Below are 14,923 nucleotides of genomic sequence, written 5' to 3'. Positions count from 1 at the left end.
GCGCGCATTCCGCCGTGTGACTGCGTGGCAGCGTGCCTCTCGCGGCGGCATCACGAAAAAAGAGGACGTCGTGCCCACGCTCCACGCTCCGTAGCGGCCGACCCGAAAAATTCGTTTGCGGGCAAGCCTCCCCGGAAGGATGCGTCCATGCTATCATGGCCGCTGGTGTCGACGCGTTGGCCGCAGCCAGCCCCGCGCAAACCTCCAGCGAGGCGCTCCTGCGTATCACCCAACTCTACCACTCTACGGGATCGAGAACGAGGTCTGGGCCCATCAGGGGAGCGCGCCGCGCCATTCGCCATAAGACCTGGCCGATCGTCACCGAGTTCGAGCTCAAGCTGTGGCTGCGCAAGAAGATCCGCGCAACTCAGCCATCGACCCTGGCCGGTAGGAGCTGAAGCTACAGAATCGGCAGCCCTCCGGGCACAAACTCGGTTTGCTTTCGAGAAGGCTGGCCTCGCAACGTGAGGGGGGCAGGCGCCGACGCTTGGGCTACTGCCCCCGGTATGACGGGAAGCAGGATTTTCGAAGGGTACTTCTTTGAGTGATAGACCCTGTTGACGGACGGTCCTGCGACAGGGATGCTGCTGTAAAAATTGTGCGGATATCGATCGGGAGCCGATGTCTGGTCAAGAATAGAACTAGGAGCGCCGATAGTCAGTTCGAGGCGGTGCCCTTGCCGGACAACGTGAGCAATCGGGTTCAGCAACGACATCCTTATCTCGTAGATTTTACCCGGTATGAGCTTTTCGCCCTTGCGAAACGAATGAACCACCTCGTCTTCATATGTCCGCTCTGTGTCGATCGCTCGCAGCGAAGCTCGCAGCAAGCCTCCCTGCAGAAAGAGGACATTGCCTTCGGCATCGACATCTTTCAGTGTTAACCCGAGATCTGCGTCATCGCCATAGTCGATACTGAGATAGAGTGTGACCTCGGGGTTACCAAGCACCACCATGTCCGAATCGGCCGGGGCCGTTCGGTAGTTCAGAACACCGGGGGAATATGGCTGGAGCGCGAACTGCTGGCTGCTGCCAACGAGCTCCGCTGCCGTCGGATAGAGATAGGCGCGGACGCCATCGGTTGGACTGCCAATCGGCTCATCAAAAGAGAGCGCGGCATCGGCCGTCAGATATAATGGAAGACGCTCAACGGAAGGTTCTGGCCAAGTCTCATGCATCGTGGTCCAACCCGCAAACGCTTTCTTAGCGTTCCCATCAACCTCTCGAACGTCCCAATACACGGTGACCGGAGCTTCGTTTTCTACACCATTCTCAATGCCCTTCACCCAACGGTCCAGGAACCTCATCTGCTCCGTATCGACAAAGCCATAGCTTCGAATTCCCATAGTCGAGTGGGGACCGGCGATATTGTGATCGCCGTTCATGAGCAAAAGTTTCTTGTGCTTCACGCTTGTCAGTAGTTGAGTAAATAGCCGGATGCTTTGAATGGCGACGCCGCCAAACTCATCCTGCCAGGAGGCAATAAGCATAGTGGGCACATTGACCTTGCCCGCAACCTCCTTGCGAGCCAACGTGACTGAATCCCACCATTCATCCTTGAATGGGCGGCTTCTAACCTCGTCGAGAAACCCGCGTTTCACGACTTGCTTTCGCTCGCGAATTGCGGCGCACTGGTTATCACCCGCGCTTATCCGCCATTCCGCACCGGCCGCCTGGGTGGACTTAGTCGTGACTTCCCACGCCGCAGCACCCAACTGGAACATCCCGCCCGTGTACATGCCGTTCTCGTAGCCATCCGCAACGCCACTCGCAACGAGAGCTCTTAGGTGAGGCGGCCGCTCTGCTGCGACCCAGAATTGAGCTGTGCCGGGAGTTGAATTCCCAATCATACCGACATTGCCGTCGCTCCAGGACTGCCGAGCAATCCACTCGACCACTTCGGCTCCGCAGATTCCCTCCCTGCGATCGCCCCAAAAATAGTCCACCACACCTTCCGAGCAACCCGTCGCGGGGAAGTTGGCACCAACGAAAGCGTAGCCGGCTTCGAGAAATTGCTTTGCCATTTCGAAAGGTGCGGCACTTGCTTTATAATGGGAATACCAAAAGACGCTTGGATAGCGGCCAAGTTTCAACCGATATGAAATGTAAGCGATACGTGTTCCATCCTTCATAGGTGCGTAGCCGATGTCGCGCACCACGTCAGCTTCAGTAAGAGGGGTTTTGACCAGGTTCATTTATGACCGTCCATGTTGATGAATTTCCACATTTTTTCGTTGCGAGTGCCTTTTGAACAACGCATTGCATGAGCCGCAGCATCGCGCTTGACGAGAAGCGGTAATCCATCGGAATGACCGACACCGCAGAAGGTGCCCCACCTGACCTGGGTGGAACTCCTCCCTCGATACACTTCTGCCGCGATCAAAGCGTCGAACCTACGAAGCGCCGCAGGTTCAAGGTAACGCTAGAAGACCAGAACTGGTGCGGCGTGGCTCATATCAATTTCACTGTGGCTAGCAAAACTTTGATATTAGCGAGCCTTTCGGTGACGGCTATCGTTGGCGGAACCTTTGAAAGTTAAGAGGCTCATGGTTCTGGGCATGGAATGGGGATCTTTGCACATGCCGCCGTAGGTTGGGCCAGAATTGAATACGCTGCGGACCTAGGGCAGGGCTTGGCCTCGCTGCCGACGGTGTGTCGGAGTCGGCGAGCCTTGAGCGTTCGAAAGCGCGGAGCGGACCGAAGTCGATTTGTGGAACTCGAAGAGCGGTGGATCATGAGCATCAGAGTTGGGAAATGAGATGGAAAATGTTGAGCCCCATCACTGTTGAGATCGTCAGGAATGGATTGATATCCGCCGCGGAAGAAATGAACGCGATGCTGATCCGATCCGCATTCACACCGATCATCTATGAGATGAAGGATTGCGCTGTTGCGATCCTGGACCGCGACCATAAGGTTCTCGGCCAATCGTCGGGCCTGCCGATATTTCTCGGCAATCTGGAAATCTGTTCGGAATATACGGAGCGCAAATTCGGCAGGCACATTTGGCGCGAAGGCGACATCTGGGCACTGAACGATACTTACGTGGTTGGCACCCATCTTAATGACGTCTCTGTATATGCGCCGATCTTTTTCAGGGGCGAGCTCTTTGGTTTCGCTGTATCCCGAGCGCACTGGTTGGACATTGGCGGCAAGGATCCAGGACAGTCGTTCGACTCAACGGAGATATTCCAGGAGGGCCTACGCCTTCCGCCCACCCGAGTGGCAATAGGGGGCGAAATCAATCGCGACGTGGTTGATGTGATCGAAGCCAACACCCGATTACCCAAAGGAGTAATCGGCGATCTCAAGGCGCAGATCGCGGCTGCGAGCGTGGGGTCTCGCCGCGTTATCGAACTTCTCGACAAATATGGAGTTGAAGTTGTTACGGAGGCGAAGAAGGTCATCTTTGATCAAACCGAAGGCTTTGAACGGGCAGCCATCGAAGCGATTGCGGATGGAGAATACTCGGCGGAAGGTTTTGTCGACGATGACGGATTGGGGAACGGCCCGCTCCAGGTGAAAATGCGAGTTACTATAGAGGGTAGCGATATCGAAATCGATGTAAGCGAGGCCAGTGACCAGGCGCCTGGCCCGATCAACAGCGGGGCATCCCAGACAATCTCAGCCTGTCGAGTCGGCTTCAAATATCTGTTCGCATCGGACAAGCCGGTTAACGGTGGCTCGTTTCGATCGCTGTCAGTAAAACTGCGTGAGGGATCGTTTCTCGCCTGTACCAGTCCCGCACCGGCAAACTGGTACTTCAGTTCCCTGGGATTGCAAATCGACCTCCTCGCCAAGGCACTCGCCAGCGCGATGCCAGACAACGTTACAGCTGCTGACTATGGCGATTCAAATCCGGTGATCATGTCGGGCACGGATCCCCGTAGTGGAGGGATTTTTATCGATTTCGAGTGTCATGCCGGAGGCTGGGGGGCGTTCCGTGGTCATGATGGGGTCTCCGGACTGATCAATAAAGTTAATGGCGGCCTGAGGGACATCCCCATAGAAGTTTGTGAAACGCGCTATCCGCTCAGGATCAAGGAGTATTGCCTCCGCCCCGATTCCGGCGGCGCCGGACAATGGCGTGGCGGCTGCGGCATAAAAAAGACGTATGAGATCCTGTCCGACAATTGCGCTGCTGGTTTCTGGTGGGAAAGATCTGTTACCCCTGCATGGGGCCTCCTCGGCGGCAAGCAAGGACGTCCGCCATCGCTAATCGTAAAATCCTCCGAAGCAGGAGAAACCAGCCGCCTGAAAGCTAATGGCATCAGGCTGAAGTCTGGCGATTTGATCATTTGCCGGTCCGGCGGGGGCGGCGGATACGGTGATGCGTTGCAGCGCGATAGAAATGCAATCGAAGACGATATCACAGACGGCTTTATTACCGTCGAAGGCGCAATTCAGGACTACGGCTACGAACCAAAACTGTGACACAGAGTGCGTTCCCATTCGCAGTTGGTTAGCTCCGCTCGGCCGGGAAATGTGGAGGAAAAATGCACGATAAGAACAGGTCACTTGTGGATTTGGATAAGCATGCGCTGATCCATCCATACACAAATCTTGCCGACCATCAGCGCACTGGCCCGTTGCTAATTGAGCGTGGTGACGGCATCCATGTCATCGACGAGAATGGCAAGAGCTATATTGAAGGGCTGGCTGGGCTATGGAGCACTTCGCTTGGCTTCAGCGAACCCGAACTTGCGGCCGCGGCTGCCAAGCAGTTCGATAAGTTGCCGACATATCATAGCTTCAACGGCATGGCGACTCGACCAATGATCGAAGTCGCCGATCGCCTAAAGGATATGGTTCCCATATCTGACGGGCGTGTCTTTTTTGCCAATTCCGGGTCTGAAATCAACGACACGGTTATCAAGCTGATCTGGTACACCAACAATATTCTGGGCCTTCCAGAGAAGAAGAAGATCATTACGCGTCTGCGGAGCTATCACGGCGTCACGCTCGCGACAGCTTCCATGACAGGGTTGGAACCGTGTCACAATGGTTTCGACCTGCCGCTCGATCGGTTTCTAAAATGCATGTGCCCAGATTACTATCGCGAGGGCCTATCGGGCGAAAGCGAAGAGCAGTTTTCCGAGCGCTGCGCGGACGATCTTAGAAAGTTGATCGAGCGCGAGGGCGCGGGCACAATCGCCGCATTCTACGCCGATCCGGTAATAGCCGGCGGCGGCGTGGTGCCGCCGCCAGCCGGCTACTTCGATAGAGTTAAGAAAATCCTGAAGGAAAATCAGATTCTGTTCGTGGCGGACGAGGTCATCTGCGGCTTCGGGCGCACCGGGCGCGCATTTGCCTCCGATACATACCATCTGCAGCCAGATGTTATCACAGTCGCCAAGGCCCTGTCCTCCGCCTATCTGCCGATCTCGGCCGCAATTGTGGCGCCGACTATCTGGGAACCGCTCATAAGCGGCAGCGAGAAATATGGCGCATTCGCTCACGGCTTTACGTATTCGGGTCATCCGGTTTCCGCGGCGGTCGCGCTCCGGACCCTCGAAATTTATGAAGAACGCTCGATTTTCCAGCACGTCCAGTCTGTCGGAGATCATTTTGCGCAGCGCATTGATTCCTTCGCCAGCCATCCCATGGTTGGGGATATTCGACGGGTCGGTCTGCTCGGCGCGATTGAATTCTCGCCTGACCCAGCCATTAAGGCGCAATTCGACAAGTCGCTGAAAGTAGGTCCATTCTGTAACCAGCAGTGCCAGAACCATGGACTGATCATCCGGAGTATCGGGGACATTATCGCTTTTTGCCCCCCGCTGATCATCTCAGAACCCGAAATAGACGAGATGTTCCGACGGTTTGATGCGGCCTTAGCCGAAACTTGGCAAATGGTACAAGCCAATGCATAGCACCAAGGTGACAGGTCTGCATAACTCGACGATTGCCGGAGCAAATTCAGGCTACCCGACCCTCGGAATGTTCATCGATGGTGAACTTATCGAGTCCAGCTTTGCTGCGCCCAAGGAAGTGATAAACCCAGCTGACGAGACAATGTTAGGTCTTCTCCCTTCGGCCACTCCCCAATTGCTGGAAAAGGCGCTGCATTCGGCTGAGCGCGCGTTCGGGTCCTCGCGCCGATTCTTGCCTGAGAACCGGAAGCAAGTATTGGAACGAGCAGCCGATATCCTTGCGGAAAGGGAAGCCTCGATTTCATTGCGTATAGTTCTGGAGCAGGGCAAGCCACTGGGCCAGGCCCGGGCCGAGGTCGGCCGGGTCGTCGAGCTGTTTCGATATTATGCGCAACTGGCGCTGGAATTGTGTGATGCCGATCTTGGGGATAACCGACAAGCGATTAGGCGTTCGTCGAAACCAGTGCCGATCGGTGTCGTTGCAGCCTTTACCGCCTGGAATTTTCCTCTGGTGCTGCCGGGGCGCAAGCTGGCGATGGCAATAGCTGCTGGCTGTCCCGTTATCTTGAAGGCGGCAGAGGAAACGCCTTCGGCAGCAATTGAGCTCGCACAAGCCCTTCAGGAAGCCGGCTTGCCCAATGGATATCTGAATCTAGTCTTTGGCAATCCCGCTGAGATTTCAAGGCAATTGATCGCATCGCCGGTGGTTCGAAAAATCTCGCTTACTGGCTCCATCCCAGTTGGCAAATCCCTTGCGCGTCTGGCGGCCGAGGGAATGAAATCCGCCAGCATGGAATTGGGCGGGCACTCAGCTGCACTTGTCTTCGCAGATGCTGATATAGAGCAAGCAGCAAGTGAACTTGCTGCATCCAAATTTGCAAACGCCGGCCAGATCTGCACCGCTCCTAGTCGACTTCTCATCGAAATGCCGGCTTATGACAGTTTCTTGGACGCGTTCTTGTGCAAAGTCCGGAGCTTAAGGATCGGAAATGGACTGGATCCGGACACAGATATCGGTCCACTCACGCACTCGCGTAGAATTGATGGCACAGTGGCGGTGGTTGAAGACGCAATAGCGGGTGGAGCTCGGATCATCACCGGTGGCAATAGAGTCAAGGGTCCAGGTTATTTCTTTGAACCCACAGTACTGTGCGAAGCGGCCCTTGACAGCCTTGTAATGCGCGACGAATATTTCGCGCCACTCGCGCCGATCATCGGGTTCAACAATGAGATGCAGGCGGTGCGCATCGCGAACGCGTTGCCCTACGGATTAGCCGCTTATGTCTACACGCAATCACGCGAACGCATTGAACGTTTGACTGAAAACCTCGATGTAGGTGGTGTGTTCGTCAACACGACCGCCACTGTTACGGAATTCACGCCGTTCTGTGGCGTGAAGGAAAGTGGCTACGGATATGAAGGTGGGCGCAGAGGGCTTGATACATTCGTTCATCACAGGCTGATCAATATCCGATAATAACTCGTCAAGGGAGGGCAACGAATCTCATCGCAGCGTCGGCAAGGAGATGAACATACCATCAAATAACAGAGCGAAGCAGTGAAGAATAGATCCGTCACTCAACCGCGCTTCGCTTTACACCGCATTCTCACGCGCCCGTCGGCGGACGTGGTCGTTTGGTGGTCTGACAGTTGTTGAACTACCGACGGAGTAACCGAGTAAGAATTCGCGTCCCGGCGAAGGGATGATCTTCGGCTAAGAATCGCGCGCCGCCTGTCTCGCGATAAAAATCCCACGTCGAACACAGAAGCAGAATTGGTCGGCCGTGAACTATCCGCAAGTCGTTGATCTGGCACGTTGATTGAAGCGGAAGTCAGGTTTGGAATTGCAGGATTTTCGGTGTTTGGGCGCTGTTTTCCTGCAATTCGGGTTTCCAGATTCCCTTGTGCCGCGGAGCGTGATTCACTCGGTCGGCGGCGGCGAATCGAGGGGACGGCGAATGTCCAGGCCACGCGAGAAGCGCGAGACGGGAGAGCAGGATCTTTTCCGCTCCAGGCTCGATCAGATCATCAACATGAAGCACGAGCTGGTGCGCCTGGCGCAGGCGATCGACTGGCCGATGCTGGAGGGGCGTTTCGGTGCGGTCTATTCGGACGGTCCCGGCATGCCGCCGCTGCCGACCCGGCTGATGGCGGGGCTGGCGATCCTCAAGCACACCTTCAACCTGTCGTGACCTGCCACGGGTAATTTCCTCCGGCTTTGATTAGAGTCCGGCCTGATTGAAGGACGGACAGATGAAGAGAAAGCGCTTTACGGAAGAGCAGATCATCGCGGTTTTGCGCGAGCACGAGGCGGGGGCGAAGGCGGGCGATGTGGCCCGCAAGCACGGGATCTCCGAGGCGACGCTGTATAACTGGAAGGCGAAGTATGGCGGCATGGAGGTCTCCGACGCCAAGGGGCTGAAGGCGCTGGAGGAGGAGAACGCCAGGCTGAAGAAGCTTCTGGCCGACCAGATGCTGGAAGCCTCGGCGTTGCGCGAGCTCCTGTCAAAAAAATGGTAGGGCCCGCCGCCAAGCGCGAAGCCGTCGCGCATCTGCAGACCGTGCTGGGTCTGTCGGAGCGTCGGGCCTGTTCCATTGTCGGCGCCGAGCGCAAGATGATCCGCTACCGGCCGCGGCGGCCGCCGGAGACGGAGTTGCGCGGCCGGCTGCGTGATCTCGCCAACGCACGCCGCCGCTTCGGCTACCGGCGGCTGTTCATCCTGCTGCGGCAGGATGGCGAGCCGGCGGGGATCAACCGCATTTACCGGCTCTACCGCGAGGAAGGGCTGGCGGTGCGCAAACGGCGTGCGCGACGGCGTGCGGTCGGCACCCGGGCGCCGATCCTGGTTGAGGCGAAGCCGAACGCGCGCTGGTCGCTGGATTTTGTCCACGACCAGTTCGCCTGTGGCAGGCGCTTCCGCATTCTCAACGTCGTCGACGACGTGACGCGAGAGTGCCTGGCGGCGATCCCCGACACCTCGATCTCGGGCCGGCGTGTGGCGCGCGAACTGACGGACCTGATCGCCCGCCGCGGCAAGCCCGGCATGCTCGTCTCCGATCACGGCACGGAATTCACCTCGAACGCCATGCTCGCCTGGTCGAAGGACCATCAGGTGGAATGGCACTACATCGCACCGGGAAAGCCGATGCAGAACGGTTTTCTGCGAGAGCTTCAACGGGCGTATGCGGGATGAACTCTTGAACGAGACCCTGTTCTTCGGCCTCGACCATGCCCGCACGACGATTGCCGAATGGAGGGACGACTACAACCGATCACGCCCACATTCAGCGTCGGATATCTCACGCCCGCGGCCTATGCCGCCAATCTCACCGCAACGGACGATCGGCTGCGCAACCCCGACCAGCTCCGCCGATCGCCCGTTGCTCAACCCGCGCCATACGGCGTAAAACCCGCCGAGGCTCTAATTGCGGCTGGATGAAAATCCGGTGGCAGGTCAGTCGGACGAGGCTGTGCGAGCGCTGGGTGGAAAACCCCTACTTCCAGTATCTGTGCGGTGAGGAGTTCTTCCGCCACGCACTGCCCTTTGACCGCTCCGCGTTGGCGCAGCCGTATGGGCGAGGAGCGGATCGTGGCGCTGTTGCAGGAGAGCCTCAGCCTTGCGGTCAAGACCGGGGCGATGAAGCCGGCCGACACGCGCCAGGTCATCGTCGACACGACCGTGCAGCCGAAGAACGTCATGTTCCCGACCGACGCCAAGCTCATCCACCGGGCCCGCGAACGGCTGGTGCGGCTGGCCAAGAGGAACGGGCTCCATTTGCGCCAGAGCTATGTGCGGGTCGGCAAGCTGGCGCTGATCAGCCACCAGCGCTATGCCCACGCCAAGCAGTTCAAGCGGGCGAACAAGGCGCTGCGCAGGCTCAAGACCTATCTCGGCCGGACCATTCGCGACATCTCTCGCCAGATCGCCGGCGATGCGGGGCTGGACGCGCTCTTCAAATGGCCGCTCTACCAGGCGGCCACCGTTCTCGAGCAGCGCCAGCGCCAGCGCGGCCGCAAAATCTACAGCCTGCATGCGCACGAGGTGGAATGCATCGGTAAGGGCAAGGCGCATGCGCCCTCGCCCTACGAGTTCGGGGTGAAAGTGTCCGTGGCCACCACGCTGAAGCGCTCAAAGGGTGGCCAGTTCGCCCTGCATGCAAAAGCGCTGCCCGGCGATCCCTATGACGGCCACACGCTCGCAGCGATCATCCCTGACATGGAAAAGACCATCGGCAACGAGATCAGCCGCGTTCTCGCCGACGCCGGCTATCGCGGCCACAACGCACCGCAGAGCCACAAGTTCAGGGTCTTCACCAGCGGTCAGAAGCGCCGCGTCACCCCAGCCATCAAGCGCCAGATGCGCCGCCGCTCCGCGATCGAGCCGTGATCGGCCACATCAAGGCTGAGCACCGGATGGGCCGCAACTATCTCGCCAGCAAGCAAGGCGACGCCGTCAACGCCATTCTGGCCGCCGCCGGCTACAACTTGTATGGGGCGATGATTGTCAAGCTTGGTTCGTGGTTCGTTTCCTCATCTCCTGGTTCGGCCAACTGGCGACCCATCTCCTCGTCCCGACCTGCTTCGAACGGGCCGCCGCGCGCAGGGACGGTCAAGGGTGGGGGCGCAGGCCCATCGTGCAGCGACTTGTCCTTGACGGTCACGAGCACCGGCGGCAGGCTTTGTCGGGGTCGGGTGAGCCCCTTTCTTGCAGGGGGCCAAAAAGCCGACGATGGATTCCGAGGCGAGCTCGCCGAGCCAGGCGCGGAGGTCGCGCGGCAGACTTGTATGCGGTAGATCCCCCGTGGATCTGAACCATGATGCAGCATGCGCATCGGTGGCGAAGCTCCGGGGCGGCGGGCCCATTCTTCAGCACGGCCTGTAAAACACCATGTTGTAGCGCGGGTCACCGCCACCTCGGATCGTCATCGGCAGACCTTGCTAGATGCCCGCCAATAGGATTGTGCCTTGTTCTCCTCTTCCCATGTGGCTGTCACGCCGCGCGCAAACTGACGCCTTGCGGCACCTCGCCCGCGGTGACGAGACACCACAGCGCGATCAGCAGCTTGCGGGCCAGCGCTACGATCATCGTCTTGCGCTTCGTCTTGCGGCCGTCGTTCGTGCGCGCCTGGAACCATTGGGCCAGGGCACTGTCTTTTTGGAAGCGCAGAAACCGCCAGGCCAACTGGATCATGCCGCGCCGCACGCGGGCATTGCCGGCGCGTGCCAGCCCTTTCTCGCGGCGGCGTTTGCCGCTCTCGTCCGGCGACCCCGTCAGCCCGGCATAGCGCGCCACGGCGCGGCGATCGCGCAAGCCGCGCGACAGGATCTCGTGGACCAGCATGTCCGCCGTCTCGACGCCGATGCCGATAATCCGCGCGATGAGGCGAACCATCGCATACGGGCCGTTTTCCGCCGCCGGGACGGCCGAGAGCTTGCGCTCCCTTTCCTGTTCGATCGCGCGGACTGCTGGCGCACCAGGTTGAGCCGCTCGAGGAAGCGGTGGACCTCGGCGCGGGTGTTGTGCGGCAGCGCCGTCCCCTCAGCCGTGCGGATATTCTCGAGCCTATCCGCCGCGCAGCGCAGGCTCAGCCGGAAGCTGTGGATGCCGAAGCGGGCGAGCACTGCCTTGATGCGGTTGATAAGCCGCGTCTGCTCGCCGACCAGGCTCTCCCGCTCGCGGCTCGGCCGTCGCGCGTCCTCCTCTTCGATGGTCGGGATCGCAGCCATGGAGCAATGACGTTTCTCGCCGCGCAGCCAGCCAAGAAAGGCACGCATCAACACCTCGGTGTCGAGGCGATCGGTCTTGGCGCGGCGGTGCTCGCGCGACACCGCAACGCTGGCGGGATGGATGGCGTATGCCTCGATGCCGTGCGCCCGCAAAAAGCGCGCCAACCAGAAGCCGTCGCCGCCTCATAGGCGACGGCGATCCGCTTGATCGCGTGCCCGGCCTGGCCGGCTTCGTCGCGCCAGCGCTGCAGCAGCTTCAACAGTGCTGGCGCGTCGGCATCGAGCTTCTTGAGCGGCTGGCGCTTGAGGCCCGGAACAAGCGCGGCAACCAGCCACTTCGCCTTGCTCATTTCGATGATGGTGATGATCGTGTTATTCTGCTCAAGAGCGGTAAGGGACCGGCTCGCGTCAAAAGATTGCGACATAGGGACGCTCCTTCTGCTGGATGTTCTTGGAGCGCCGAAGGATGCCACACCCTCGCCGCTCGCCCCATATCATCTTCTGCCTCCTGCTCAGGTGGCTGAAGGCTCGTCTGTGGCTTCTCCTCGCCGCCTCTCAAAGTCAGCCAAACGAGATCGAAGCCTGACCAATCTCATGTTCACGGTCGACGAATTGGCCTCAATCAATCACACAATGTGGGGATCTTCCGCATATCTGGTGCAGGTGCCGGGATTCACGGGCGGTGCGAATGAGTCCATAGAGTCGGAATCGCAGTCGACGCTGGTGATTCGCCCGTGCTCCATGCCTTCCGCTCTCTGGTCTCGCCCGAGCTTTCGATTGTCCAAATCCTCCCACAGGCCGACAAGGTGGTGCTTGTGGCCCGGCCAAAGTCGATAGTCCTGCGGCTGCCGAACCGGTCGCGTCCACAGCCACTACATGCGCCGGGTGGCTGATCTGCCGTGGCAGGGACGGGTTGTCGAAACCCGGCTTCACGCCAGGCGGTTCCGTTGCGCCGATCCGCAATGCGGTCAGCGGATCTTTACGGAACGGTTGCCGGAAACGGTGCAGCCGAAGGCGAGATGCACCGCCCGCCTCGTCGAGCTCCAGTTGGTGATCGGCTTCGCGGTCGGCGGTGAATCCGGCTCGCGCCTGTCGCAAACTCGCCATGCCGGTAAGCGGCGATACGCTGCTGCCGATGATCCGCGCAGCCAGGTTCGAGCCGCCGGACGCGCCGCGGGTGGTCGGCATCGACGACTGGGCCTGGCGCAAGGGCAGCGCTACGATACTGGAGGTGGCGGATATCTTCCGCCGCCATGGCGAGGGCGTATCGGCAGGCTAATGACGGTCATCTCGGACGCGTCGAGCGCCGCACGATGAGCGCCATCGAGTTGTGCCGGAACCGCCGAACTGGGCGGCCAAGTCGAGGGCTGTCGGTCTTGCGGGGCGAGCCGCGTGGCCCTACAATTCCTGAGGGTCGGCTACGTCAAGCGCAATGTAATTGCCGGCCGCCGGTTCGAGAACTGGGCGGCGTTCGAGGCGCTTCTGGACCGGTGGACGCGTGAGATTGCCGATCAGCGTGTGCATGGCACGACCGGCGTGGCTCCTGCGGAGCGCTTTGCCGAAGAGGCCGTGGCGCTTCGCCTGCTCGGCGGCCGGGCGCCGTTCGGGCAGCTGCGGGATCTCGTGCGCAAGGTCCAGGCGGACTGCGCAATCGACCTGGACACGAACAGCTACTCGGTTCCGGGCGGCTGATCGGGGAGAGCGTCCAAGTCGTGGTGCTGGGCGGCCGGGTTATCGTGCGTCATACGGGCGAGGTGGTGGCGGATCATGCCTTGTGCCGGAGACGTCGCCAACGGATTGTCGAGCGCGCGCATGTTGCTGGCGTGGTTGGCGCTGCTGGGCCGGTACGATCGACGACGGCGGAGATTGTTGCGCCTTCCGCTCTGTTGCGGCCACTGGCCGAATATGAGGCACTGGTGGGAAGCGGCTGGTGATGACGGCGATCGATCATGAGATGTTGGTGGCTCAGCTCGACCGGCTGAAGCTGAACGCGATCCGGGATCAGCTCGATACGCTGCTGGACGAAGCGGCGCGTTCGGAGATGACCTTGCGTGAGGCTTTGGCCTTCCTTGGTGACGCGCGAGATCGCGAGGCGCGACGAGCGGCGGATCTCCATGGCAGGCAAGATCGCGCAGTTCCCGTTTGTGCGCGAACTCGACGGCTTCGACTTCGACGCGCAACCGTCGCGGATCAGCGCCAAATCCGGGAGCTGGCGACCTGCCGCTGGATTGTTCATGGCGACACGGTCCTGTTCCTTGGACCTCCGGGTACGGGCAATACACATCTGGCGGTGGCTCTCGGGCGCGAGGCGATCCGGCAGAACTACAGCGTCCAGTTCGTCACGGCGGCCACGCTCGTGGCGATGCTAGCCAAAGCCCATGACGACGGTTCACTCGAAAAGCAGCTGACGTGGAGAAGTTTTCACTTGATCGGATAGTTGGCATCTGAGAATGGTCGGTTTTGCCTGTCCGATAGGATCAGGCAGCGATCGCCAGCGGGGCCGTGTCAAGGAAGATCTGCATCGGCGTCTTGCCGAAGCACCAGCGGCCCTGATGTGGGCGTTGCTCATTGTAACTTCTGACCCATTCATCCAAATCGGCCTGCAGCTCCTCGATCGAGCCGTAGATCTTCTTCCTGAAGGCGACCCGGTTGAACTCGTCCAGCACCGTCTTGTGGAAGCGTTCCACGATGCCATTGGTCTGCGGGTTCTTGGTCTTGGTGCGGGAATGATCCACGTCCTCGACCGCCAGATAGAGCTCGTACTCGTGGTGTTCGGAATTGCCGCGATATTCGGTGCCGCGGTCGGCCAGCACCCGGCTTAGCTTACCGTCGTGGGCGTCGAAGAACGGCACCACGCGATCGTTGAGGAGATCGGCGGCGGTAATCGGCGTCTTGCGGTCATCGAGCTTGGGCGAAGGCGACCTTCGAATAGGTGTCGAGGAAGGTCTGCTGATAGATGCGTTCCACCCACTTCATGTTGCCGACGTAAAAGGTGTCCTGGTCGCCGCAATAGCCCGGGCATTCACTCTCGAACTCACCATGCGCCTCCTTGTCCAGCTTGGCCTTTTCCAGCGCCGCCAATTGGCTCTCGGTGAGCACGATACGTCCTGGGCGACCTTGGCCTCCAGCGCCTTCAGCCGCTTCTTCATCGTCTCCAGATCGTGACGCCACACCCCGCGGACGCCCGACGGCGAGACCGAGTGGCCGCGCTTGCGCATTTCGTTGGCGATGCGGGTCTGCCCATAGGAGGCCTTTGCACAGAATCGGATTGATGATTCCGGGGGTAAGGAAGAGAGGGAGATGATTCGGATGGTCGATCGTGT

General features: G+C 59.7%; 6 protein-coding genes and 8 pseudogenes. 11 read left to right on the top strand and 3 right to left on the bottom strand.

Going from position 1 to position 14,923, the window contains the following annotated elements:
• Window positions 1-155: 155 nt before the first annotated feature.
• Complete coding sequence (locus AC0L3H_RS11765) at window positions 156-398, top strand: hypothetical protein (RefSeq protein WP_473585557.1); 243 nt, start codon at window positions 156-158, stop codon at window positions 396-398.
• A gap of 2 nt (window positions 399-400) precedes the next feature.
• Here the strand turns inward: AC0L3H_RS11765 and AC0L3H_RS11760 are convergent, their stop codons facing one another.
• A complete protein-coding gene (locus AC0L3H_RS11760; protein ID WP_473585556.1) occupies window positions 401-2,194 on the bottom strand; it encodes a CocE/NonD family hydrolase in 1,794 nt (597 codons plus the stop codon).
• A 571-nt stretch (window positions 2,195-2,765) separates the two neighbouring features.
• On the opposite strand from AC0L3H_RS11760, the gene AC0L3H_RS11755 reads away from it, so the two are divergent.
• The 6 genes and pseudogenes from AC0L3H_RS11755 to AC0L3H_RS11730 form a co-directional block, all read left to right on the top strand.
• A complete protein-coding gene (locus tag AC0L3H_RS11755; RefSeq protein ID WP_473585555.1) occupies window positions 2,766-4,433 on the top strand; it encodes a hydantoinase B/oxoprolinase family protein in 1,668 nt (555 codons plus the stop codon).
• A 62-nt stretch (window positions 4,434-4,495) separates the two neighbouring features.
• Window positions 4,496-5,872, top strand: coding sequence for an aminotransferase (locus tag AC0L3H_RS11750; protein WP_473585554.1), 1,377 nt, complete (start codon window positions 4,496-4,498; stop codon window positions 5,870-5,872).
• Complete coding sequence (locus AC0L3H_RS11745) at window positions 5,865-7,349, top strand: aldehyde dehydrogenase family protein (protein ID WP_473585553.1); 1,485 nt, start codon at window positions 5,865-5,867, stop codon at window positions 7,347-7,349. The genes AC0L3H_RS11750 and AC0L3H_RS11745 overlap by 8 nt, the downstream gene beginning before the upstream one ends.
• Before the next feature lie 481 nt (window positions 7,350-7,830).
• Window positions 7,831-8,061: pseudogene (locus tag AC0L3H_RS11740) on the top strand (transposase); the annotation flags it as partial.
• 64 nt (window positions 8,062-8,125) lie between these two features.
• A pseudogene (locus AC0L3H_RS11735) lies at window positions 8,126-9,312 on the top strand (IS3 family transposase).
• A gap of 23 nt (window positions 9,313-9,335) precedes the next feature.
• Window positions 9,336-10,358 (top strand): annotated as a pseudogene (locus tag AC0L3H_RS11730) (IS5 family transposase); the annotation flags it as partial.
• Window positions 10,359-10,863: 505 nt separating this feature from the next.
• On the opposite strand, the pseudogene AC0L3H_RS11725 reads toward AC0L3H_RS11730, so the two are convergent.
• Window positions 10,864-12,025, bottom strand: a pseudogene (locus AC0L3H_RS11725) (IS110 family RNA-guided transposase).
• A gap of 427 nt (window positions 12,026-12,452) precedes the next feature.
• Between AC0L3H_RS11725 and AC0L3H_RS11720 the strand changes: the two are divergent.
• From AC0L3H_RS11720 to AC0L3H_RS11705, 4 genes and pseudogenes are all read left to right on the top strand, one after another.
• Window positions 12,453-12,545, top strand: a pseudogene (locus AC0L3H_RS11720) (hypothetical protein); the annotation flags it as partial.
• Window positions 12,546-12,822: 277 nt separating this feature from the next.
• Window positions 12,823-13,005 (top strand): annotated as a pseudogene (locus AC0L3H_RS11715) (transposase zinc-binding domain-containing protein); the annotation flags it as partial.
• A gap of 8 nt (window positions 13,006-13,013) precedes the next feature.
• Window positions 13,014-13,534, top strand: a pseudogene (locus tag AC0L3H_RS11710) (Mu transposase domain-containing protein); the annotation flags it as partial.
• On the top strand, window positions 13,534-14,037 hold the full coding sequence (locus tag AC0L3H_RS11705; RefSeq protein ID WP_473585552.1) for an ATP-binding protein: 504 nt from the start codon (window positions 13,534-13,536) through the stop codon (window positions 14,035-14,037). The pseudogene AC0L3H_RS11710 and the gene AC0L3H_RS11705, both read left to right, overlap by 1 nt.
• Window positions 14,038-14,077: 40 nt before the next feature.
• Here AC0L3H_RS11705 and AC0L3H_RS11700 read toward each other — a convergent pair.
• Window positions 14,078-14,848 (bottom strand): annotated as a pseudogene (locus AC0L3H_RS11700) (integrase core domain-containing protein); the annotation flags it as partial.
• Window positions 14,849-14,923: the final 75 nt, after the last annotated feature.

The organism is Mesorhizobium sp. WSM4816, assembly GCF_055811535.1.
Note: the sequence above shows the minus strand (reverse complement) of the source record. Positions and strands in the feature narration are given on the sequence as shown.

Bases quoted from the DNA above. Each gene is read 5' to 3' on its own strand.
- AC0L3H_RS11765 (WP_473585557.1), top strand. From the start codon at position 156: ATGGCCGCTGGTGTCGACGCGTTGGCCGCAGCCAGCCCCGCGCAAACC.
- AC0L3H_RS11760 (WP_473585556.1), bottom strand. From the start codon at position 2,194: ATGAACCTGGTCAAAACCCCTCTTACTGAAGCTGACGTGGTGCGCGAC.
- AC0L3H_RS11755 (WP_473585555.1), top strand. From the start codon at position 2,766: ATGTTGAGCCCCATCACTGTTGAGATCGTCAGGAATGGATTGATATCC.
- AC0L3H_RS11750 (WP_473585554.1), top strand. From the start codon at position 4,496: ATGCACGATAAGAACAGGTCACTTGTGGATTTGGATAAGCATGCGCTG.
- AC0L3H_RS11745 (WP_473585553.1), top strand. From the start codon at position 5,865: ATGCATAGCACCAAGGTGACAGGTCTGCATAACTCGACGATTGCCGGA.
- AC0L3H_RS11705 (WP_473585552.1), top strand. From the start codon at position 13,534: ATGACGGCGATCGATCATGAGATGTTGGTGGCTCAGCTCGACCGGCTG.